The 22,952-nt window shown below is 66.7% G+C and carries 17 protein-coding genes and 2 pseudogenes; 5 read left to right on the forward strand and 14 right to left on the reverse strand.

Going from position 1 to position 22,952, the window contains the following annotated elements; genetic code table 11:
• Positions 1–71 precede the first annotated feature (71 nt).
• A complete protein-coding gene (locus C7411_RS34015; RefSeq protein WP_110388485.1) occupies positions 72–4,772 on the reverse strand; it encodes a glutamate synthase-related protein in 4,701 nt (1,566 codons plus the stop codon).
• A 646-nt stretch (positions 4,773–5,418) separates the two neighbouring features.
• Positions 5,419–6,108, reverse strand: a pseudogene (locus C7411_RS34020) (transposase); the annotation flags it as partial.
• A gap of 189 nt (positions 6,109–6,297) precedes the next feature.
• Between C7411_RS34020 and C7411_RS34025 the strand changes: the two are divergent.
• Both C7411_RS34025 and C7411_RS34030 read left to right on the forward strand, forming a co-directional pair.
• Complete coding sequence (locus C7411_RS34025) at positions 6,298–7,017, forward strand: OmpW/AlkL family protein (protein WP_110388486.1); 720 nt, start codon at positions 6,298–6,300, stop codon at positions 7,015–7,017.
• A gap of 369 nt (positions 7,018–7,386) precedes the next feature.
• Complete coding sequence (locus C7411_RS34030; RefSeq protein WP_110388487.1) at positions 7,387–7,761, forward strand: ElaB/YgaM/YqjD family protein; 375 nt, start codon at positions 7,387–7,389, stop codon at positions 7,759–7,761.
• Between the two features lie 34 nt (positions 7,762–7,795).
• On the opposite strand, the gene ugpQ is transcribed toward C7411_RS34030, so the two are convergent.
• The 8 genes and pseudogenes from ugpQ to pilM all read right to left on the reverse strand — a co-directional run bounded on the left by ugpQ (position 7,796) and on the right by pilM (position 15,873).
• Entirely contained in the window at positions 7,796–8,551 is a 756-nt protein-coding gene (gene ugpQ, locus C7411_RS34035) for a glycerophosphodiester phosphodiesterase (RefSeq protein WP_110388504.1), read from the reverse strand.
• A gap of 54 nt (positions 8,552–8,605) precedes the next feature.
• A pseudogene (locus C7411_RS34040) lies at positions 8,606–9,739 on the reverse strand (deoxyguanosinetriphosphate triphosphohydrolase); the annotation flags it as partial.
• A 115-nt stretch (positions 9,740–9,854) separates the two neighbouring features.
• Positions 9,855–10,937, reverse strand: coding sequence for a 3-dehydroquinate synthase (aroB, locus tag C7411_RS34045; RefSeq protein WP_110388489.1), 1,083 nt, complete (start codon positions 10,935–10,937; stop codon positions 9,855–9,857).
• Positions 10,938–11,011: 74 nt separating this feature from the next.
• Positions 11,012–11,566, reverse strand: a complete 555-nt coding sequence (gene aroK / locus C7411_RS34050) for a shikimate kinase AroK (RefSeq protein WP_110388490.1) — start codon at positions 11,564–11,566, stop codon at positions 11,012–11,014.
• Positions 11,567–11,697: 131 nt separating this feature from the next.
• Positions 11,698–13,341: a type IV pilus secretin PilQ gene (locus C7411_RS34055; RefSeq protein WP_110388491.1), complete on the reverse strand. Its 1,644-nt coding sequence runs from the start codon at positions 13,339–13,341 to the stop codon at positions 11,698–11,700.
• The gene (locus C7411_RS34060; protein ID WP_110388492.1) at positions 13,338–14,210 is read right to left on the reverse strand and encodes a hypothetical protein; all 873 of its coding nucleotides are present in this window, start codon (positions 14,208–14,210) and stop codon (positions 13,338–13,340) included. The genes C7411_RS34055 and C7411_RS34060 overlap by 4 nt, the downstream gene beginning before the upstream one ends.
• Entirely contained in the window at positions 14,207–14,878 is a 672-nt protein-coding gene (locus tag C7411_RS34065; protein ID WP_133253748.1) for a fimbrial assembly family protein, read from the reverse strand. Before C7411_RS34065 ends, C7411_RS34060 begins: the two co-directional genes overlap by 4 nt.
• 14 nt (positions 14,879–14,892) lie before the next feature.
• Entirely contained in the window at positions 14,893–15,873 is a 981-nt protein-coding gene (pilM, locus tag C7411_RS34070; RefSeq protein WP_110388494.1) for a type IV pilus biogenesis protein PilM, read from the reverse strand.
• A gap of 287 nt (positions 15,874–16,160) precedes the next feature.
• Between pilM and C7411_RS34075 the strand changes: the two genes are divergently transcribed.
• Positions 16,161–18,605 (forward strand): penicillin-binding protein 1A, encoded by a 2,445-nt coding sequence (locus C7411_RS34075; protein WP_110388495.1) that lies wholly within the window; start codon positions 16,161–16,163, stop codon positions 18,603–18,605.
• Between the two features lie 92 nt (positions 18,606–18,697).
• Here C7411_RS34075 and cyaY read toward each other — a convergent pair whose 3' ends face one another.
• Positions 18,698–19,015 (reverse strand): iron donor protein CyaY, encoded by a 318-nt coding sequence (gene cyaY, locus C7411_RS34080; protein WP_110388496.1) that lies wholly within the window; start codon positions 19,013–19,015, stop codon positions 18,698–18,700.
• Positions 19,016–19,050: 35 nt separating this feature from the next.
• Here cyaY and lptM point away from each other — a divergent pair, with 35 nt between their 5' ends.
• Positions 19,051–19,398: an LPS translocon maturation chaperone LptM gene (gene lptM / locus C7411_RS34085; protein ID WP_110388497.1), complete on the forward strand. Its 348-nt coding sequence runs from the start codon at positions 19,051–19,053 to the stop codon at positions 19,396–19,398.
• Positions 19,399–19,407: 9 nt separating this feature from the next.
• The gene (lysA, locus tag C7411_RS34090; RefSeq protein ID WP_110388498.1) at positions 19,408–20,679 is read left to right on the forward strand and encodes a diaminopimelate decarboxylase; all 1,272 of its coding nucleotides are present in this window, start codon (positions 19,408–19,410) and stop codon (positions 20,677–20,679) included.
• Between the two features lie 76 nt (positions 20,680–20,755).
• Here the strand turns inward: lysA and msrQ are convergent, their stop codons facing one another.
• The 3 genes from msrQ to ccsA all read right to left on the reverse strand — a co-directional run.
• Complete coding sequence (gene msrQ / locus C7411_RS34095; protein WP_181431408.1) at positions 20,756–21,481, reverse strand: protein-methionine-sulfoxide reductase heme-binding subunit MsrQ; 726 nt, start codon at positions 21,479–21,481, stop codon at positions 20,756–20,758.
• A gap of 12 nt (positions 21,482–21,493) precedes the next feature.
• Positions 21,494–22,495, reverse strand: coding sequence for a protein-methionine-sulfoxide reductase catalytic subunit MsrP (gene msrP / locus C7411_RS34100; protein WP_110388500.1), 1,002 nt, complete (start codon positions 22,493–22,495; stop codon positions 21,494–21,496).
• A gap of 208 nt (positions 22,496–22,703) precedes the next feature.
• Positions 22,704–22,952, reverse strand: a 249-nt coding sequence (ccsA, locus tag C7411_RS34105) for a cytochrome c biogenesis protein CcsA (RefSeq protein ID WP_165822952.1), incomplete at its 5' end; no start/stop codon positions are given.

Genomic DNA, 22,952 nt, shown 5'->3' on the forward strand with positions numbered 1-22,952 from the left:
GCCGCGCCGGGTTGTCGTAACCCGCATCGCGCGGCAGGCGCATCGTCGTGTTCAGTTCGTCGCCGCGGGAATCAGGCGGCCAGTTCTTCCTGGTTCGCCTTCTTCGCGCCGAGTTCGCCCAGCGCGCGCTTGTATTCCGTCGGGAACACCTTCACGAACTGGCGGCGCGCCGCATCCCAGTTTTCGAGCAGCGCCTTGGCGCGCGGCGAGCCCGTGAACTGGAAGTGGCGCTCGACGAGTCCCTTGAGCAGCGCTTCGTCGGTCTGGCCTGCGTGCCACAGTGCGCGGTCCACGGTGCGCTCCTGTTCGGCCTGTTGCAGGACCGGGTCGAGCGCGACCATCGACTTGTTGCACTTGCCGGCAAACGTGCCTTCCGGGTCGTACACGTAGGCGATACCGCCCGACATGCCCGCCGCGAAGTTACGGCCCGTTTCGCCGAGCACGACCACCGTGCCGCCCGTCATGTATTCGCAGCCGTGGTCGCCCGTGCCTTCGACAATCGCCGTCGCGCCCGAGTTACGCACCGCGAAACGCTCGCCCGCCACGCCGCGCAGGAAGGCCTCGCCTTCGAGTGCGCCGTACAGCACCGTGTTGCCGCAGATGATGTTCTCTTCGGACTTGCCGCGGAAGTCGTTGGTCGGGCGGATGATGATGCGCCCGCCCGAGAGGCCCTTGCCGACGTAGTCGTTGCCGTCGCCAACGAGATCCAGCGTGATGCCGCGTGCGAGGAACGCGCCGAAGCTCTGACCCGCCGTGCCCTTGAGCTGGATGTGGATCGTGTCTTCCGGCAGACCGTCGTGGCCGTACTTCTTCGCGACGACGCCCGAGAGCATCGCGCCGACCGTGCGGTTCACGTTGCGCACCGGCTGGATGAACGAGACGTGCTCGCCCGTTTCGATCGCGGCCTTCGCCTTCTCGATCAGCGTGTGATCGAGCGCGCGGTCGAGACCGTGATCCTGCGTGTCCACGTGCTTCTTCGCGACTTCGGCGCCAACCGGCGGCTGATAGAACACGCGCGAGAAGTCGAGACCCTTCGCCTTCCAGTGCTCCACGCCACGGCGCGTATCGAGCAGATCCGCGCGGCCGACCAGATCGTCGAACTTGCGGATGCCCAGTTGCGCCATGATTTCGCGCACTTCTTCAGCGATGAAGAAGAAGAAGTTGACGACGTGCTCGGGCTGGCCCGAGAACTTCGCGCGCAGCACCGGATCTTGCGTCGCAACGCCGACCGGGCAGGTGTTCAGGTGGCACTTGCGCATCATGATGCAGCCCTGGACAACGAGCGGCGCCGTCGCAAAGCCGAATTCGTCCGCGCCGAGCAGCGCGCCGATCACCACGTCGCGCCCCGTCTTCATCTGGCCGTCGGCCTGCACGCGAATGCGGCCGCGCAGCTGGTTCAGCACCAGGGTCTGCTGCGTTTCCGCCAGACCGAGTTCCCACGGCGTGCCGGCGTGCTTGAGCGACGAGAGCGGCGAGGCGCCCGTGCCGCCGTCGTGACCGGCGATCACGACGTGGTCGGCCTTGGCCTTCGCCACGCCGGCTGCCACCGTGCCCACGCCCACTTCCGACACCAGCTTCACCGAGATCGACGAAACCGGGTTCACGTTCTTCAGATCGTGAATCAGCTGCGCCAGGTCTTCGATCGAATAGATGTCGTGGTGCGGCGGCGGCGAAATGAGGCCCACGCCCGGCACCGAATAACGCAGCTTGCCGATGTATTCCGAAACCTTGTGGCCCGGCAGCTGACCGCCTTCGCCCGGCTTCGCGCCCTGCGCCATCTTGATCTGGATCTGGTCAGCCGACGACAGGTACTCCGCCGACACGCCGAAGCGGCCCGACGCCACCTGCTTGATCTTCGAGCGCAGCGAGTCGCCATCCTTCAGCGGGATGTCCTTGATGACTTCATCGCCGATGATCGAACGCATCGTGTCGCCGTTCCTGATCGGAATGCCGCGCAGTTCGTTGCGGTAGCGCTTCTCGTCTTCCCCGCCTTCACCCGTGTTCGACTTGCCGCCGATGCGGTTCATCGCGACCGCGAGCGTGGCGTGCGCTTCGGTCGAGATCGAGCCGAGCGACATCGCGCCGGTGGCGAAACGCTTGACGATTTCCTTGGCCGGCTCGACGTCGTCGATCGAGATCGCACGCGCCGGGTCGAGGCGGAATTCGAACAGACCGCGGAAGGTCATGTGGCGCTTCGTCTGATCGTTGATCAGATGGGCGTATTCCTTGTACGTCTGGTACGAGTTGCTGCGCGCCGAGTGCTGGAGCTTGGCGATCGCGTCCGGCGTCCACATGTGATCTTCGCCGCGCACGCGGTAGGCGTATTCGCCGCCTGCGTCGAGCATGCTGGCGAGCACCGGGTTGTCGCCGAATGCGTCGCGGTGCAGACGGATCGCTTCTTCGGCCACTTCGAAGAGGCCGATGCCGCCCACCTTCGAGGCCGTACCCGTGAAGTACTTGGCGATGAGGTCGTCAGCCAGACCGACGGCTTCGAAAATCTGCGCGCCCGTGTACGACATGTAGGTGGAGATGCCCATCTTCGACATCACCTTGAGCAGGCCCTTGCCCACTGCCTTGGTGAAGTTGTAGACGGCCTTCTCGCCCGACAGGTCGCCCTTGAGGCCCTGCGCCATTTGCGCGAGCGTTTCCATCGCAAGGTACGGGTGCACGGCTTCCGCGCCGAAACCCGCGAGCAGCGCGAAGTGGTGCGTTTCGCGCGCCGAACCGGTTTCCACGACGAGACCCGTGCTCGTGCGCAGACCGTGCTGCACGAGGTGCGAGTGGATCGCCGAGGTGGCGAGCAGCGCCGGAATCGCGACGTTGTCGCGGTCCGCGCGGCGGTCCGAGACGATCAGGATGTTGTAGCCCGACTTGACTGCATCGACGGCTTCCGCGCACAGCGACGCGAGACGCGCTTCGATGCCTTCCTTGCCCCAGGCCACCGGGTAGCAGATGTTCAGCTCGTAGCTGCTGAACTTGCCGCCCGTGTACTGCTCGATCGCGCGGATCTTCGCGATGTCCTTGAAGTCGAGCACCGGCTGCGACACTTCGAGACGCATCGGCGGGTTGATATTGTTGGTGTCGAGCAGGTTCGGCTTCGGGCCGATGAACGACACGAGCGACATCACCAGGTTTTCGCGGATCGGGTCGATCGGCGGGTTCGTGACCTGCGCGAACAGCTGCTTGAAGTAGTTGTAGAGCGTCTTGTTCTTGTTGGACATGACCGCCAGCGGCGAGTCGTTGCCCATCGAACCGACAGCCTCCTCGCCCGACATCGCCATCGGCGCCATCAGGAACTTGAGGTCTTCCTGCGTGTAGCCGAACGCCTGCTGACGGTCGAGCAGCGCGGCGGCTTCGGCGCGCGCGGTCGCGACGTCTTCCGCCTTCGGCTCGATCTCGTCGAGCTTGATGCGCACGGCGTCGATCCAGCTCTTGTACGGCTTGGCGTTGGCGAGGTTGTCCTTGAGTTCCTTGTCGTCGATGATGCGGCCGTGTTCCATGTCGATCAGGAACATCTTGCCCGGCTGCAGGCGCCACTTCTTGACGATCTTCGACTCGGGGATCGTCAGCGTGCCGGCTTCCGACGCCATGATGACCAGGTCGTCGTCCGTGACGATGTAGCGCGCCGGACGCAGACCGTTACGGTCGAGCGTCGCGCCGATCTGACGGCCGTCCGTGAACGCGATCGCGGCGGGGCCGTCCCACGGCTCCATCATCGCGGCGTGGTATTCGTAGAACGCCTTGCGGTTCTCGTCCATCAGCGTGTGCTGTTCCCAGGCTTCCGGGATCATCATCATCATCGCGTGGACGAGCGGGTAGCCTGCCATCACCAGCAGTTCGAGACAGTTGTCGAACGATGCCGTGTCGGACTGGCCCGGGTAGATCAGCGGCCAGAGCTTGGGCAGGTCGTCGCCGAGCACGTGCGAGGCGATCGCGCCGGTACGGGCGTTCAGCCAGTTCACGTTGCCCTTCACGGTGTTGATTTCACCGTTGTGGGCGATCATGCGGTACGGGTGAGCCAGTTCCCACGCCGGGAACGTGTTCGTCGAGAAGCGCTGGTGCACGAGCGCCAGTGCCGAGACCACGCGCTCGTCCTGCAGGTCGCGGTAGTACACGCCCACCTGGCCGGCCAGCAGCAGGCCCTTGTAGACGACCGTGCGCGCCGAGCACGACGGCACGAAGTATTCCTTGCCGTGCTTGAGCTTGAGCGCCTGAATGCGGTGGCTCGCGGTCTTGCGGATGATGTACAGCTTGCGCTCGAGCGCGTCCGTGACCATCACGTCCTTGCCGCGGCCGATGAAGATCTGGCGGATCAGCGGCTCGCTCGCCTTCACCGTGGGCGAAATCGGCATGGCGTGATCGACCGGCACGTCGCGCCAGCCCAGCACGACCTGGCCCTCGGCGCGCACTGTGCGCTCGAGCTCCTGCTCGCAGGCGAGACGCGAGGCGTGTTCCTTCGGCAGGAAGATCATGCCGACGCCGTATTCGCCGAACGGCGGCAGCGTCACGCCCTGCTTGGCCATCTCTTCGCGGTAGAACGCGTCCGGAATCTGGATCAGGATGCCCGCCCCGTCGCCCATCAGCGGATCGGCACCCACGGCGCCCCGGTGGTCGAGGTTCTCGAGAATCTTCAGGCCTTGCTGAATGATTTCGTGACTCTTCTTGCCCTTGATATGGGCGACGAAGCCGACGCCACAGGCGTCGTGTTCGTTTTGCGGGTCATACAGACCTTGCGCGGCGGGCACCGCGGCGCGCTGCTGGTGATCGTTCATGGGGACACCGTCAGAGTGGGGCTGTTGCCAGCCGTTGTGTTCTTTGATTCCCGCCGCTTGCGTGACCGCTGTACGGCGTTGCGCGGGGTATTACGTGCTTCCCGCGTTATGCGCCCAGGAGAGCCGAAAGGCGAATATACGCGACGAATCAAGGGGATGCAAATAAAACGTGATGATTGAACCCCTATTATCGAGTTGGTGCATTCGCACAATTTTTTATTGGGGACATATTAATTTGGGGCAAAAGAAAACGGCATCCGAAGATGCCGTTCATCTCGTAAGCAATTGATCCGAAAAGCAATCAGTGGGTGCCAGTGCCCGGCTTGCGCTCGTCGTGTTCCGAACCCGAACCGGAGGAGCCACCGCTGCCGGAACCCTGCGAACCGCCGGAATGGCCGCCCGCCCCTCCGGGATTTCCACCCGATGTTGTAGCTGAACCACTCCCGGCGTGACCGCCTCCATGCGTCGAGCCGGAGCCTGCCGGATTGGCGCCGGAGTGCGATGTTGAATGGGGGCCAGATTGAGTGGCGCCATGACCCGCCGGCTGACCGCCAGCCCCGCCTGATCCGCCCGCAGGCGCCGAAGCCGCGCTCGCCGTGGCCGTGGCGCCAATGCCGCCCGGTGTTGCCGCGGGCGTGCCGGGCGCTTCGCGCACCTTGCGCGGGCGTCCGCGCGGCAGCGGCGAGACGCGCCGGTTCGCCGTGCGCGACGCCCAATCGCGGTAAGTGTCGCTGCCGAGCACCCAGCCCTTGAGCGTGGCCTGCATGAGCTGCGTCGTTTCGCGTTCGTCGAGCACCTGCTCGCAGAGCTCGCGATACGCGCGCTGACGCTCGAACGGCGTATTGCCGAGCGCCCAGTAAAGCGGATGGTCGGTGATGAGGCTGTCGACGGTGAGACCGATGTGATGCCGGTAGCTCGACCATCGATAGTCTTCGGGCGCCGTCACGAGGTGGCTGCGCACCGGCGCGAGTTCGACGACGCGGCTCGCCAGCAGGAAGAAGCGCTCACCCTCGATGACCGTCGCGCGGTAGCGCCCTTCCCAGAGCGTGCCGCGACGCGCATAGCGCCGGTTGAAATGCGCCACGTAGCGCCGGCCGACTGCCTGCATTGCCTTGGGCAGGCTGGATTCGTCGGAAGGCGTGACGAGCAGTTGCACCGCGCCGGGCATCAAAACCCACGCATGAACCGCCAGATGATGATCGCGCGCCGCGGCCTTCAGGCAGTCGATGAACAGTTCGTAGTCCTGGTCATCGACGAACGCGGGCTGCTGATCGAGTCCGCGCAGGATCACATGCTGTGGCTGATCGGGAACATAAAGACGTGCAAGCCGTGCCATGCTCGATTTTCCTGGTTCCGTTGGTGAATACCCGCAGACCCGCCAGGCCCCACCAGCGCTAGTTCTCGCTGGCATGCGGCTTCGGCGGAAAGCTCGCGGCGCTTAGTAAAAAAGCTCTAACGGTCGCGTCTGGTTTGTTGCAAACGTTCTGTTCATAATGAGCGGGCCTTTCATGGAGGAGCAATTAATATGAAATTAAAACAGGCGCTGGCAGGGGTCGCCGCGCTCGCCAGTTTCACGGCAGCACACGCACAATCCGCAAACACGTTCTACGTCACCACCGGCTGGTTCCGCTTCATGCCACAGGACTCCAGCGATTCGCTCAAGATCGACAGCGTCGGCGGCACGCCTGTCAACATGGCCATTCCGAACACGGGCGCCAGTGTCGGTACGGCCGACACCGTGGGTTTCTCCCTCGGCTATTACATCACCGACCACTTCGCTACCGAAGCCGAACTGGGCATTCCGCCGAAGTTCGATATTTCCGGCGGCGGCAGCTTCAGCAGTTTCGGCAAGGTCGGCTCGGCGAAACTGTGGAGCCCCGCGCTGCTGTTCAAGTACTACTTCAACAGCCCGGAAGCAAAATTCCGTCCTTACATCGGCATCGGCGTGACCTACGCCTGGTTCACCGACGCGAAGATCACCAACGGCTCCTTCGAACAGGGTGTGCTTGGGGGTCCGACCAGTGTTTCGACGGATCGTTCCTGGGCCCCCGTGTTTAACCTGGGCTTCAACTACAACTTCACGAAGCACTGGTTCGCCGGCTTCTCGCTCTCGTACATCCCGATCAACGTGACCGCGACGTACAACACGACGCTGAACAACCAGTTCGGCACCCAGCGGGTGGCTGAATCGAAGATTCACCTGAACCCGCTCGTGACCTACCTGAAGGTCGGCTACAACTTCTGACGCGCTCCGGCGCCCTGCATTGCCTCGCGCCGCTCCTTCGTCTCGCCCTTGCGGCGTTGGGTGAGGGGCGGCGTTTCCCGCCTGGGCGTGCCTTTCCCGCTTCAACGTCTCCATCGTCATTTCCCCGCTTTTCGCATGGGCTTATCCTGATTCTATGCCTCTGCGAAAAAGCGTGCTGTCCCCGTAATCACCTGTTTTGTCACCAGAGAACGAAGCCCCGCCTGGCGGGCGTTTGCGCCCGGCTCACTGCGCTCGTTCACGTCTCGGGCACTGGAATTGCGCAATACTTGCACTCCGGTCCTCGCCCTCCCGCGCCATGCACGCCGCGGCGAGCCTTTTACCTGTGACTTTTCAACGACGGAGCCATACATGAGCGCCTTTCCGAACACGCGAGAAGCCCTCGGAGATTCCTGGACGCGTACGAGCCGACACGCGCGGCGCATCGCGCGCCGCGGCCGAAGCGCCGCCGCCGATATCACCGACGAGTTGCGTGATCTGCTCGCCGAGCTGGAAAACACGCTGGGCGAAGGAACCCAGGCCGATGCCGTCGCGCTGCGCGCCGACATCCGCAAGCGGCTCGACGCCGCCCGCGAGCGGCTCGAAGTGGCGCGCGCAGCCGCGCGCGAACATACTGACGCGGCCATCGCCGGCGCGGACGACTACGTGCACCGGAATCCCTGGCAGGCCGTCGCGATCGCCGGCGGCGTGGCGCTGGTAGTGGGCGCGCTGCTCGCGCGCCGCTGAAGGAGGGCCGGGCGCCCGCCGCCCGGCCTGGGCCTCAGGCGTCGAGCGCGTGTGGCCCGATCAGGTCGATACGGTCGGTGCAGACCGTATCGACACCCCAGCTCACGAGCTGACGAGCGCGCTCGAGGTCGTTCACCGTATAGGCGAGGATGAAAAGTCCCGCCGCCTTGATGCGCTCGACGAGCGCCTCGTCCAGATGGCGATGGCTGGCATGGAGGGACACACACTCGAGCGCCGCGGTCTGCTCGCGCCAGTCGGCGGGCACGCGCTCGAATAGCAGACCGCGCGGCAGTTCCGGCGCACTATCGCGCGCCGCCTCGAGCGCCGCGCAGGAAAACGACGAGAGCAAAGGCGGCGTGCCTGCCTGCGCCTCGTTCTCCCACAGGCGCGCCGCTTCGGCGCCGACAATGCGCCCTGTCTCCACGTCGCGGCCCGTGCAGGGCTTGATCTCGACGTTCGCCGCAAGTCCGAGCTCACGACAACACGCCGCGACTTGAGCGAGCGTCGGCATCGGCTCGCCCGCAAAACGCGCATCGCGCCAGCTGCCCGCGTCCAGCGTGGCGAGTTCCGCGTAGCGCATGTACGCCGCGGCGCCGTGCCCGTTCGACGTGCGGTTCACCGTGTCGTCGTGGAGCAGGAACGCGACGTTGTCGACGGACAGCCTGGCGTCGAACTCGACCATCGTATGGCCGAGGTTCGCGCCGGTGCGCAGACCCGCCAGCGTGTTCTCGGGCGCGAGCGTGCCGCCCCCCCGGTGCGCGGCAACGCGCGGATACGGCCAGGACTTGATCAAATGGACTCCCGAAACCGGCAGGTGGGCAGTGAGATGGGGCGAGTCACGCTCTCAAACGTCGTCGGCGACGACGAAGAGACGGCGGTACTCCTTCAGCGCATAGCGGTCGGTCATGCCCGCGATGTAATGCGCAATCAGCCGCGGCTGCACGGCGGCGTCCTGCGTCTGGTACGGGGGCGGCAGCAGGCGCGAGTCTTCGCTGAACGCCTCGAACAGCCCCTTCACCACGCGCCGCGCCTTGTTAGCCATGCGCATCACACGATAGTGACGGTACAGGTTGCGGTACAGGAAACGCTTGAGCGCCGCCGCCTGCGCGGCCACGCGCTCGCTGTGTGCGACGAGCGCAGGCGCCGCGCGCACGTCGTCGAGCGACTGCGGAGCGTACTCGGTGAGATTACGCCGCGTCTGCCCAATGAGATCGACGATCAGCGTGTTGATGATGCGCCGCACCGTCTCGTGAATCAGCCGGCGGCCCTCGATCTGCGGATATTCGGCGCGTGCGGCCTCGTAGTGCGTTTGCCAGAGTTCGACCTCGGCGAGCTGCTCGATGGCAAGCAGGCCCGAGCGCAAGCCGTCGTCGACATCGTGGTTGTTGTAGGCGATTTCGTCGGCGATGTTGGCGATCTGCGCTTCGATCGACGGCTGCCGGCCGAGCAGAAAACGCTCGCCCAGATCGCCCAGATGCCGCGCATGCTCGCGCGAGCAGTGCTTGAGAATGCCTTCGCGCGTCTCGAAGCACAGGTTCAGGCCGTCGAACGCGCCGTAGTGCTCTTCGAGTTCGTCCACGACCGCGAGGCTCTGGAGATTGTGCTCGAAGCCACCGTGCTCGCGCATGCACTCGTTGAGCGCATCCTGGCCCGCATGGCCGAACGGCGTATGGCCGAGGTCGTGGGCGAGCGAGATCGCCTCGACCAGATCCTCGTTCACGCGCAGGTTGCGAGCGACCGAGCGGGCGATCTGCGCGACTTCCAGGCTGTGCGTCAGCCGCGTGCGAAAAAGATCGCCCTCGTGATTCACGAACACCTGGGTCTTGTACTCGAGGCGGCGAAACGCCGTGGAATGGACAATGCGGTCGCGGTCGCGCTGGAACTCGCTGCGCGCAGCGGGCGGCGGCTCGGGATAGCGCCGCCCGCGCGAGCGCGAGGCGTGCGCCGCGTAAGGCGCGAGGCCCGCCTCGAATGACGCGACTAACGCGGTGCCGGCGTCGCCGCCATGGGCGTCGCCAAGTCCTTGAACACTACGGGGATCGCTGCGGGTGTCGCTCACCGTTCCTCCGCAAGGGGTTGTCGCCCGCGCCGCCTCAGTCCTGCGTCGCGGCGGCGAGGGTGGCCTGCACGGCTTCGTCGGGCGCGCGGCCGATGTGCGTCTCGCCGAAGCGTTTGAGCAGGATGAACTTGATCGCCCCGCCCTCGGCCTTCTTGTCGACCTGCATCAAGTCGACATAGCGCTCGGCGCCGAGCGCGGGCGCACGCACCGGCAGCCTGGCAGCCTCGACCACGCGCACGAGGCGCGTGCGCGAAGCTTCGTCGAGCATGCCCATGCGCACCGAGAGGTCCGCGGCCATCACCATGCCGCAGCCCACCGCCTCGCCGTGCAGCCACTCGCCGTAGCCGAGCCCGGCCTCGATCGCATGGCCGAACGTATGGCCGAAGTTGAGGATGGCGCGCAGGCCGCCCTCGCGCTCGTCGGCAGCCACGACCGACGCCTTGATCTCGCACGAGCGCTTGACCGCCTGCGCGAGCGCTTCGGGCTCGCAACGGTTGAGCGCTTCGACATTGGCTTCGATCCAGTCGAAGAATTCGGCGTCGGCAATCGCGCCGGTCTTGATGACCTCGGCAATACCCGCCGCCAGTTCGCGCTCCGGCAGCGTGGCAAGCGCGCCGATGTCGGCGATCACGGCCTGCGGCTGGTAGAACGCGCCGATCATGTTCTTGCCGAGCGGGTGATTGATGCCCGTCTTGCCGCCCACCGACGAATCGACCTGCGAAAGCAGCGTGGTCGGCACCTGGATGAACGGCACGCCGCGCATGTAGCAGGCGGCCGCGAAGCCCGTCATGTCGCCCGTCACACCACCGCCCAGCGCGATGAGCGTGGTCTTGCGGTCGGCGCGCGAGGTCAGCAGCGCGTCGAAGATCGCGTTGAGCGTTTCCCAGTTCTTGTGCGCCTCGCCATCGGGCAGCACCACCGTGTTGACGTCCTTGCCGAGCGGCGCGAGCGCGGCGCGCAGCGTCTCGCCGTAGAGCGGATCGACGACGGTGTTGGTGACGATCGTCACCGACTTGCCGGCGATATGGGGCGCGAAGAGCGCCGCCTGACCGATCAGGCCGGAGCCGATATGGATGGGGTAGGCGCGCTCGCCCAGTTCGACGTTGACGGTAATCATGCTCTGAATCTTTTGGGTTTCCGATGCACTGCTGGTTCACGACTCACTGCGCGACTCACCGGGCAATCTGCGCCCTACTCGCGCGCCGTGGCCCGCACGACGCCGGCCATGTCGAGCTGCATCAGCACCATGTTGACGAGTCCGTTGACGGAAGGCCGGCCGGTTTCGATCACGAAGTCCGCGACTTCGCGATACAGCGGGTCGCGCACTTCGTACAGCGCTTCGAGCCGCGCCTTGGGGTCTTCGGTTTGCAGGAGCGGACGATTCTTGTCGCGCCGCGTGCGCAGCCAGAGGTCGTGCGGATGCGCGCGCAGATACACGACGAAGCCGCGCGCCTTGAGCGCCGCGCGATTTTCGGACCGCAGCACCGCGCCGCCGCCGGTCGCGAGGACAATGCCTTCACGCCCTGTGAGCTCTTCGATCATCTGTGCCTCGCGGTCGCGAAAGCCCGCTTCGCCTTCAAGTTCGAAGATCACCGGGATGCGCGCGCCCGTGCGCGCCTCGATCTCGTGATCGGAGTCGAAGAACGGACGCTCCAGCCGGCGCGCGACCGCCCGGCCCACGGTCGTCTTGCCGGCGCCCATGAGCCCTACGAAAAATACATTGGCGTTTGCGTCCCGCACTTGCAGCGTTTCCTACGAAAGGTTGGTGCCGCAGCTTACTGGCAAAGCGGCGGCGTTGTCGAGCCTGCGGCCCTGTCGGTCCGGCCCCGCAAACGTACGGCTGCGCCCCGGCAGCCAGTTTGCCCGACCAATGAGGGTCAATTCGACTCCACGACACGCGGCGTGATGAAAACCACCAGTTCGCTGCGCTGATCCCGGCGCGCGCGATGCGAAAAAAGCGCACCCAGAACCGGTATTTTGCCCAGGAGTGGCACGCGCGTCACATCATCGCGGTCATCCGTCGCGTCGATGCCGCCAATCGAGACCGTCCCGCCGTCCTCGATTTCCACGCGCGTCTGCACGTGTTTGGTGTTGATCGCCGGCCCGGCGGCGGTTTGCTCGCCGACACTGTCCTTCGCCACGTCGAGGTCGAGTATCACGCGGCCATCGGGTGTGATCTGCGGCTCGACTTCTAGTTTCAGGCTGGCGCGCCGGAACTGCACCCCCGAAACGCCCTGCCCGACCTTGGCCTGATAAGGCAGCTCGGTGCCCTGCTCGACGACCGCCTTCGTGCGGTCGGCGGTGACGACGCGCGGACTCGACACCACCCGCCCGCGCCCTTCGGCCTCGAGCGCGCTCAACTGGATGTCGAGCAGGCGCGTGGCGCGCGCGGCCAGTAGCGTAAGCCCAAGGCCTGCGGGCTCGAAGCCGGCGATCGGGCCCGCCGCGAGGTCGTACACCGTGCCGTCGGCTCGGGTGGTCAAACCGCGGGCCGTCGTACCGTCAACACTCACAGGCGTCACGCCAAGCCGCACGCCCAGTTCGCGCGACAGCCCCTCCTCTCCCTCGACGATGCGCGCCTCGATCAGTACCTGACGCGCGGGCGCGTCGAGCCGACACACGAGTTCGCCGATCTGGTCGAGACGCGCCGGCAGGTCGGTGACGAACAGGAGGTTCGTGCGCGCGTCCGCCACCGCCGTGCCGCGTTTTGACAGCGCGCGTTGTGTGCCCGAGCCGGTCAGGAAGCGGCGCAAATCCTCGGCGCGCGCGTATTGCAACTCGAACGAGCGGCTCGCGAGCGGCTCCAGCTCCGCGGCCCGGGCGTGCGCCTCGTAACGCTGCCGTTCGCGCGCCGCCACCTCCGCGGCTGGCGCGACCCAGATCACTTCGCCGATGCGCGACATCGCGAGGCCGTTTGCCTCCAGCAGCAGATCGAACGCGGTACGCCACGGCACGCGGTCGAGGCGCAACGTCACCTGGCCGCGCGCACGTTCGCTCGCGACGATATTGAGCTTCGTGAACTGGGCGAACGCGTGCAGAACGGCCGTAAGCTCAGCGCGCTGGAAGTTGAGCGTGATCGGCCGGTCCGGCGGCAGCCCGTCGCTGGCTGCCGCGGCGTCGCCAAGACGCATCGGCGCGCGCATGGGTACCGGCGGCCCCTCGAGCGGCCCTTCAAGCGGCCCGGCCGCTGGCGCCTCGCTGCCGCTTTCGTGCGAAGGCTGGGCGGCGGCGTGGGGCATGCCGGCGTCGCCGTCCTCGCGTGCCTGCGAAACGTCTTCGCGCGCGACTTCGGACGCAGGCGCATCGCTGCCTCCCGTGAACGGATTGGCGATCCACTGTTTGGCTGCGGGCTCCCCCACCCCATCGGGCAACGGCGGCACTTCGTAGCTCTCGAGCGCCACCGGCGGACGTGCCCACCCAGGTGGAGGTCGAGGCGGCACCGCCGCGGCCCATGCAGCGCACGCGGCAACACTTACCATCAACGTGGCGAGGACAGCAACGTTCCGATCGAGCGCGCTCATTTCGCCGGCTCCGCCCAGCCGAGCGCGCGCATCGTCCCGCGCGCCGCGACGACGACCCGCGCCGGCCCGATTTCCAGCACGCGAGCGTCGCCGATCGCCTCGCCCGCCTGCGCGGTCATGACGCCATCGGGCGTTTCCAGGAGCGCGAGGATGCGCTGCCGATCCTGGAGGATGCCAGCCAGGCGCCACCCGTCTACCGCCCTCCCGGCCGCAGCCGCCTGCGCGAAGGGATCGCGAACCGCCGCTGCGGCAGACGCCGCCAGCGGCACAGCCGCAAGCGCATCGTATACATGCAATGTTGCCGAGACCGACAAACCGGTTCCGATGCGCCGGATTGCAAGCTCGGATGGCACCGTGAGCGCCGGCTCACGCGCCAACCCTTCGAGCAGTCGGCGCAGTTGCGCGAAGGTGCCTTGCGCGACCAGCTTGACCGACCGGAACGCCTCGGTTTGCGCGCCGCCCGCGACACCCGGCTCCAGCACTTGCACCACGAGGTCCGATTGCGCGGCGAGTTGCGAGATGCGGCGAATGTCGTCGGCGGAATTGCCGGCGCGCGGCGCACGCCAGGGCGTTCGCGCCGCAGCGTCGCGCAGCGCGGGCAGACGCGCCAGGACTTCCCGGGCGTCGGCATTGCGCTTTTGAGCGGCTTCCAGCGCCTCGCGCGCTGCATGCACACCAAGCGGATCCCCTACGACGCACGCGCCGCTTACGGTGGCGAGAGCCAGCACGGCAATCGTCAGATCGACAGCCAGGCGGTGACGCAGGCTCCAAGCGTGCAGCGGCGGCCATCCGCGCGAGGCGTTGTGCGCGCCTGACTGAGCCGCAACGAGCGCCCGCTCCTGTCCAGCGTGCGCAGGCATCGTGCTCATGTCGCCTCCTTCGCTGCGGCGCCGCTCGACGCTTGGGACGCCGCGCGCGCTCGCGGTGCGCCGGCCGGCGGCACAGTGCTCGCGCCTTGCCAGACGAGATGAGCCGCAACGCGAATCGGCTCGCCGTCGGACGCACGCTCGCGTGCAGCGCCAGCCGGCGCGCCGCGCTTGAGTTCGCGCACGCTCACGGCTTCGACATCGGGCAGCGAGCGCAGCCGTCCGAGCCAGGCTGCAGCCGCCGATGCGTCCGCCGCACTCGCCTGCAGATCGGTTTCATCGGCGAACTGCGCGAGCTGCTGCAAGCCGACGCCCGGCACAGCGTCGCTCGCCAGCGCGTCCGCGAGGGCGAAAAAGCGCGCCGTAGCCCGCGCGTGCTGCCGGGCTAGTTGATCGCCGACGCGGCGCGCTTCGCTCTCCCGCGTGAGGCGCTGCGCCTCGGCGAGCGATGTGCGCCACCGCGCCATCGGCTGCTCCAGCGCCTTGCGCCGGGCCTCGAGCGCGCTGTACTCGACGCACTGCCAAAGCACGACGCCCAGCGCACACGCGCCACCGCCAAGCGCCGCGGCGCCCCATTCGAGCAGGCGCCGGCGAAGCCGCCTGCGGATGGCGCGCTGCCGCCACGGCAGCAGATTGAATCCGCCGACGGCCCGGCGCGGAAAGACGCGCATAGCGCGCGCGAGCGTCATTCCGTCACCCCGCGCAACGCGAGTCCGAACGCCACCGCGCACCCCGGGTCATGCAACAGCGTCGCCGCAAGCGGCCACTCGACGTCGGCCAGCGTCGCGCATTCGAACGGCAGCACCGGCGCGCCCAGCGCGTCGCCGATGTCGGCCAGCGTGAAGTTTGCGCCGTGCAGCATGGCAAGCTCGCCCGAGACCTGCACGCAGCCGGCCTGCTCGCCGTCGACGAGATCGCGCAGCGCCTCCACGAGATCGGCATGTTCGAGCGCGGGAAAGCGCATGTGCCGGATGACCGAGTCGTCGGCGAGCAACCAGCCGTGCAAGCCTTCCGGGCCGACCCAGATCGCCACCCAGGGCTCGTGCGGCGGCAGCTCGTACACCGCCGCGTGCCGCATGGCGCGTAACGCGGCGTGCGCCTCGCCGTCCAGGGCACACAGCGTGATGCCCGCCATTGCCGCGCATTCGATGCGCACTTCGAGATGCTGCCGTGCCGTCGCCGCGATCGTCACCTGCGCTTCGTGGCTGCGTGGCGTGGCCGGCTGCACGCTCCAGTCGACCGCCAGCTCGCCGCGCTCCACGCCCGCCACGCGCTCCGCCTCTGCCAGGACGAGCGGCTCGAGCGCCGCGTGAATGCCCGACTCGTCCACCGCACCCGCTGGCGCAAGACGCGCGAGCGGCACAGTCGCGACGAGCGTCGCGCTCGCGGGCAGCGCCATGGCGCATCGCAGCGACGCCGCGGCGCTGGCGCGCGGCAACTCGCCGAATACGCTGCGAAGTGCCGCGACGATGGCCTCCCGGTCGACGATCTCCGCGCCTGCAAGCGCCTCACGCGCGAGCGGCGCGCTCGCCAGCCATTCGAGGCGAACCGGCCCCGCCCCGACAATGCGCTGGCTCAACACCGCCAGCGTGACCCCGCGCGCGCCTAGATCCACGCCCGCAGCAAAGCGGCGCGCGCCCAACAACACCGCATTTCCGAAACCCATCGCACCCCTCCTGTACGTCCGCGCGCCGCAAACCGTTCGCAGCGCGTCGATGGAGAATTGTGCGAACCCCGGCGGCGCGCGAATACTCGGCCGATCGGCCAACGGTCGCCGCAAGCGCTATCCACGCGCGAGGGCCGCGTCTACAGTGCGAATATCAGCAAGAGCGTCAACAGACGCGTCGACAGAAACAGCGGGTTGCGTGCTCGCTCGCGCCGTCCATGTAAGCCACCCGAAAGCCCGCGGGTGAGCGGCGGCTATAATCGCGGGACCGTTTTTCTGGTGTTCGTATGCAAGATCAGCTTCCTTCGTCCGTACCGCCTTCCACGCCGCCCGAGCCGCCCCGCCGGCGCAAGCGCCCGTGGTGGGCCACGCTGCTGATCGCCTTTTTCGGCCTCATCTTCGCCGGGGTGGTATGCGTGGCACTGGTGCTCGGCTACGCGCTCGTCGTGGCGACGCCCAACCTGCCGTCGCTCGAGGCGCTCACCGACTACCGCCCGAAGGTGCCGCTGCGCATCTACACGCGCGACCACGTGCTGATCGGAGAGTTCGGCGAGGAACGGCGCGACATCGTCCATTTCAGGGACGTGCCCGACAACCTGAAGAAGGCCATTCTGGCCATCGAAGACGCGCGCTTCTACGATCACGGCGGCGTCGACCTCGCCGGCATCGCGCGCGCGGGCTTCGTCGCGCTCACCAATGGCCACGCCACCCAGGGCGCCAGCACGATCACCATGCAGGTGGCGCGCAATTTTTTCCTTTCGAGCGAAAAGACCTACACGCGCAAGATTTACGAGATGCTACTCGCCTACAAGATCGAGTCGAAGCTCTCGAAGGATCAGATTCTCGAGGTGTACATGAATCAGATCTATCTGGGCCAGCGCGCGTATGGCTTCGCGAGCGCCGCGCGCGTGTACTTCGGCAAGGATCTGAAAGACCTCACGCTCGCCGAGTGCGCGATGCTGGCCGGGCTGCCCAAGGCGCCCTCGGCCTACAACCCGGTCGTCAATCCGAAGCGGGCGAAGGTACGCCAGGAATACATTCTCCAGCGCATGCTCGAGCTGCACTACATCACGCAGCAGCAGTACGACGAGGCTGCGGCGCAGCCGCTCGTCGTCAAGGGCGCGGGCAAGGAATTCAGCGTCCACGCCGAGTACGTGGCGGAAATGGTGCGCCAGATGATGTACGCGCAGTACCACGAGGAGGCGTACACACGCGGACTGAACGTCGTCACCACCATCGACTCCGCCGATCAGGACGTCGCCTATCGCGCGCTGCGCAAGGGGCTGATGGACTACGAGCGCCGCCACGGGTATCGCGGGCCCGAGGCGTTCATCGAACTGCCCACGGATAGCGACGAGCGCGAGCAGGCCATCGACGACGCGCTCGTCGAGCACCCCGACAACGGCGAACTCGTGGCGGCGGTGGTGACGGCGGCGAGCCCGAAGGAAGTGAAAGCCACGTTCATGGACGGCAACACCGCGAGCATCACCGGCGACGGGCTGCGCTTCGCGCAGTTCGCGCTCTCCGCGCGCGCGCAGCCGTCGCAGAAAATCCGGCCGGGCGCGATCATCCGCCTCGCGCGTAACAACGCGGGCGACTGGTCGATCACGCAGTTGCCGCAAATCGAGGGCGCGTTCATCTCGATCGTGCCGCAGGACGGCGCGATCCGCGCGCTCGTGGGCGGCTTCGACTTCAACAAGAACAAGTTCAACCACGTCACCCAGGCGTGGCGTCAGCCGGGCTCGAGCTTCAAGCCGTTCATCTACTCGGCGTCGCTCGACAAGGGGCTCGGGCCTGCGACCGTCGTCAACGACGCGCCGCTCTTCTTCAGCGCCGCCGAAACGGGCGGCCAGCCGTGGGAGCCGAAGAACTACGGCGGCGGCTTCGACGGCCCGATGAGCATGCGTACGGCGCTCATGAAGTCGAAGAACCTCGTGTCGATCCGTATCCTCAACCACATCGGCACGAAGTACGCGCAGCAGTACATCACGCACTTCGGCTTCGACGCCGACCGGCATCCCGCCTATCTGCCGATGGCGCTCGGCGCGGGTCTCGTCACGCCCCTGCAGATGGCCGCCGGCTACTCGGTGTTCGCCAACGGCGGGTATCGCGTGAATCCGTATCTGATCGCCGAGGTCACCGACCAGCGCGGCATGGTGGTCGCCCAGGCGCAGCCGCTCGTGGCCGGGCAGAACGCGCCGCGCGCGATCGACCCGCGCAACGCGTACATCATGAACAGCCTCTTGCAGAGCGTCGCGCAGCGCGGCACGGGCGCGAAGTCGAACGTCCTCAGGCGCACCGACCTGAGCGGCAAGACCGGCACGACCAACGACTCGCGCGACGCGTGGTTCGCGGGCTACCAGCACACGCTGGCCGCGATTGCCTGGATCGGCTACGACAATCCGCGCAGCCTCGGCGACAAGGAAACGGGCGGCGGTCTCGCGCTGCCGGTCTGGATCGACTACATGCAGAAGGCGCTCAACGGCGTGCCCGAGTACAGGATGGCGATGCCGGACGGCGTCGTCACGCTCGGCGACGAGCTCTACTACGCCGACGCCACGCCGGGCCACGGCTTCGTCTCGACGGTGGGCATCAGTCAGGCGGCGCTCGAAGCGTCGGCGAGCGGCGCATCGGGCGCGGGCGGCGCCGACGATGCCGGTGCAGCACCTGCACCCGAGCACGTGAACGCGAAGGAAAAAGAAGACATCATGAATCTGTTCCGCGGGCACTGAAACCCGCCACAGCGGCGGCAATGAAAAACGGACGCCAGCTTTTCGACTTTTCGACCGGCGCCCGTTGCTTTCATGAACTCACGCTTGCGCGTTCAAGGTTCAAACCGCACCGGCTCGCCCGCCTGCTCCGTTGCATAGGCCGTGAGCGCCGAGAAGAATTCGGTGCCCGTGCGCGTGTCGCGCCATTCGCCGTCGATGAAGCGATAGTGAAAACCGCCAGCCTTCGCCGCGATCCAGATTTCGCGCATCGGCGGCTGCAGATTCACGATGATCTTCGTGCGATTCTCGAATTCGAGCGTCAGGACGTTGCCGCTGCGCTCCAGTTCGATGTCCGCTCCGGCCTCGTCCACGGCCCGCTCCACGGCCGCCAGCACGGCCTCCGCGCGGCTCAGGTAGTCATTGTCTGGCATGCTAAACTCCACCGGTTATTCATTCAGGGACAATTATGCGTGTCATTTCCCGGACGCGCGCAGCGGCCCCCAGCGCATGGACGCCCCGCGCGATTCTAGCGGCTTTTGCGATCGGCGCCGTCGCGCTCGCAGGCTGCGGCCAGCGCGGTGCGCTTTACATGCCCACCGTGCCGCCGCTTCCGCCCAAGCCCAATTTCGAAACCACGCAGCCGGAAACCGGCGCGACGCCCGCGAGTGCTCCCGACTTTGCATCGGCACCCGTCGGCATGATTCCGGACACCTCCGGTACGCCGCTCTCGCTGTCGCCGGACACCGACCTTGGCACCCCGCCCGCGACCACCGGCAGCCCGCAACCTGCCTCCGACGCCACGCCAACCCAGTAAAACGCTCGCATGACCCAGTCCGCTTTTCACCGCGATAACGGTACGCTCTTCGTAGAAGGCGTCTCGGCCGCCGATCTCGCCGCACAGTACGGCACGCCGCTCTATGTGTACTCGCGCGCGGCGCTCACCGCCGCATGGCACGCCTACGCCGACGCCTGCGCCGGCCGCCGCGCCAAGGTGCACGTCGCGGTCAAGGCGAACAGCAACCTCGCCGTGCTCAACGTGTTCGCGCGCGAAGGCGCGGGCTTCGACATCGTTTCGGCGGGCGAGCTCGCCCGCGTGCTCGCGGCAGGCGGTAAGGCGCAGGACGTCGTGTTCTCGGGCGTCGGCAAGACCGCCGGCGAAATGCGCGAAGCGCTCGAAGCGGGCGTGAAGTGCTTCAACGTCGAATCGATTCCCGAACTCGATCGCCTGAACGACGTGGCGAGCAAGCTCGGCAAGAAGGCGCCGGTTTCGCTGCGCGTGAACCCGGACGTCGATCCGAAAACGCATCCGTACATTTCCACCGGCCTGAAGGCGAACAAGTTCGGTGTGGCATTCGAGCAAGCGCGCGCGACCTATCGTGCCGCTGCAGCCATGACGCACCTGGACGTGGTCGGCATCGACTGCCACATCGGCTCGCAGATCACCGAAATCGCGCCGTATCTCGACGCCATCGACAAGCTGCTCGAACTCGTCGACCAGATCGAAGCCGACGGCGTGAGCATCCGCCACATCGACGTGGGCGGCGGCCTCGGCATCACCTACGACGACGAAACGCCGCCGGACATCGGCGAGTTCGTGCGCACGGTGCTCGACCGCATCGAAGCGTATGGCGCGAAAACGGGCAAGACGCGCGAGGTGTACTTCGAGCCGGGCCGCTCGCTCGTGGGCAATGCGGGCATCCTGCTCACCACGGTCGAGTTCCTGAAGCCGGGCTCGGAAAAGAACTTCGCGATCGTCGACGCCGCGATGAACGACCTCGCGCGCCCCGCCATGTACGACGCGTATCACGCGATGGAGCCTGTCGTTGCGCGCGAGTCCGCGCCGCAGACGTACGACGTGGTCGGTCCGGTATGCGAAAGCGGCGACTGGCTGGGCCGCGCACGCTCGCTCGCGATCGAACCGGGCGACGTGCTCGCGATCCGCTCGGCGGGCGCCTACGGCTTCGTGATGAGCTCGAACTACAACACGCGTGCGCGCGCGGCCGAAGTCATGGTCGACGGCATGCGCGTGCATCTCGCGCGCGAGCGCGAAAACGTGGCGCAGCTGTTCGCGAGCGAGCGCGTGCTGCCGGACTGAGTTTATCGTCCGCTCGCCCATGCAAAAAGCGACGCCACGGCGTCGCTTTTTTGTTCTCTCCGGGCGTGAATTTCGCCTACGCGGCGCCCGCACCCGAGCGCGAGGCGCGCCGTCGCGCAAGCAGCCACGTGCCCACGCGCCAGCCCAGCAGCACGAGCATGATCGCGCCGTAAAGCTTGGGCAGCACGAGATCGTGCTTGCCCGCCTTCATCCACCAGAAGTGCAGGATCGCCAGCACGCCGATCGCGTAGACGAGCCGATGCAACGTCTGCCAGCGGCGTCCGAGCCGGCGCGCCATCGCGCGCGTGGACGTCACGGCAAGCGGAATCAGCAGCACGAACGCCGCGAACCCCACCGTAATGAATGGCCGCTTGCCGACGTCCTTGAACATCGCGGCGACGTCGAACCATTTGTCGAACCAGATGTAGGTCGTGAAGTGCAGCGTTGCGTAGAAGAACGCGAAGAGGCCCAGCATGCGCCGAAAGCGGACCAGCGTATTCCAGCCGGTGAGGCGGCGCAGCGGCGTGACGGCAAGCGTGATGCACAGGAACACCAGCGTCCAGAGCCCCGTGGAGCGCGTGATGAACTCGATCGGATTCGCACCGAGCCCGTCCGTGAAGCCGAACAGCACGAGGCGCGCGAGCGGATACAACGCCGCGACGAACACCGCGACCTTCGCCGCCGGCAGCCAGCGCGGGCCCGCCGCACTCGCCACCCCCGCCTTTCGCGCAGGACGCGCCTGAACCGTCCCCACGCGCGCGGCGGCCTGCGGTGTCGTCGTCGATTCCATCTCTTGCTCCATCACGCTCGTTGCTCAGAAGTTCTTGCGCAGATCCATGCCCTGATACATCGACGCCACGAGGTCGCCGTAGCCGTTGTACATGAGCGTCTTGCGCTTGGGCTGGAAGAAGCCGTCCTCGCCGATGCGCCGCTCCGTGGCCTGGCTCCAGCGCGGGTGATCGACGTTCGGATTCACGTTCGAATAAAAACCGTACTCGTTCGGCGCGTACTTGTTCCAGCTCGTGGGCGGCTGACTCTCGACGAAGCGGATCTTCACGAGCGACTTCGCGCTTTTGAAGCCGTACTTCCACGGCACGACCACGCGCACGGGCGCGCCATTCTGGTTCGGCAGCACCTGGCCGTAGAGGCCCACCGTGAGCAGCGTAAGCGGATTCATCGCTTCGTCCATGCGCAGGCCTTCGGAATACGGCCAGTCGAGAATCGGCTCGGCGAGGCCCGGCATTTGCGAGGGGTCGGCGAGCGTGATGAACTGCACGTAGCGCGCATTGCCCGTGGGCTGCGCGCGGCGGATCAGTTCGGAGAGCGAAACGCCGATCCACGGCACGACAATCGACCAGCCCTCCACGCAGCGGTGGCGGTACACGCGCTCTTCGAGCGGCGCGAGCTTGAGGATCTCGTCGATGTCGTAGACCTTCGGGTTCTTCACCTCGCCCTCGACGCTCAGCTTCCACGGGCGCGGCCGCAGCGTGTGCGCGTTTTGCGCCGGATCGCCCTTGTCCGTGCCGAACTCGTAGAAGTTGTTATAGGTCGTGATGTCCTTGTAGGGCGTGACCTTGTCGAGCGCGACGAACTTCGTGTTCGTCTGCGCGGCGAGCTTCTGCGCCTTCGGGTCGCCGGGCGCGTATTCCGCAAACGCCTGCGCCGCGCCGAACGGCCCCGCGATGCCGCCGAGCGCGAACGCGCCGGCGGCCCGCAGAATGCGCCGGCGCTGTTCGTACACCTTTTGCGGCGTGATTTCGCTCGCGGGGATGTCGTCGCCGTTGAGCAAGATCCTGCTGCTCCGCTTGATCCACATATCGCTGCTCCTGCTTCTCGTGTGGCGTGGGCCGCCAGCACACATTGATCGTATCTCGACCCGTCCTGCCGTGCTGCGCACGAAGTGGATCGACTGGATAGCCTCAAGCGGGCAAACGCGCCATTCGCAGAAAACTTCCCGGCGAACGAAAAAAAACCGTCGGAGCGCGAGGCATCCGACGGTTAATTCGTCTTGCGGGCCGATCCGGTTACAGCTTGCCGTAGCTGTGGAGGCCCGAAAGGAACATGTTCACGCCGAGGAACGCGAAGGTCGTGACGAGCAGACCCGTGAGCGCCCACCAGGCCGCCACGCCGCCGCGCAGGCCCTTCATGAGGCGCATGTGCAGCCAGGCCGCGTAGTTGAGCCACACGATCAGCGCCCAGGTTTCCTTCGGGTCCCAGCTCCAGTAGCCGCCCCAGGCCTGCGCCGCCCACAGCGCGCCGAGAATGGTCGCGAT

This window comes from Paraburkholderia silvatlantica, from assembly GCF_003096715.1.
GTDB classification, from domain to species: Bacteria; Pseudomonadota; Gammaproteobacteria; order Burkholderiales; family Burkholderiaceae; genus Paraburkholderia; species Paraburkholderia silvatlantica.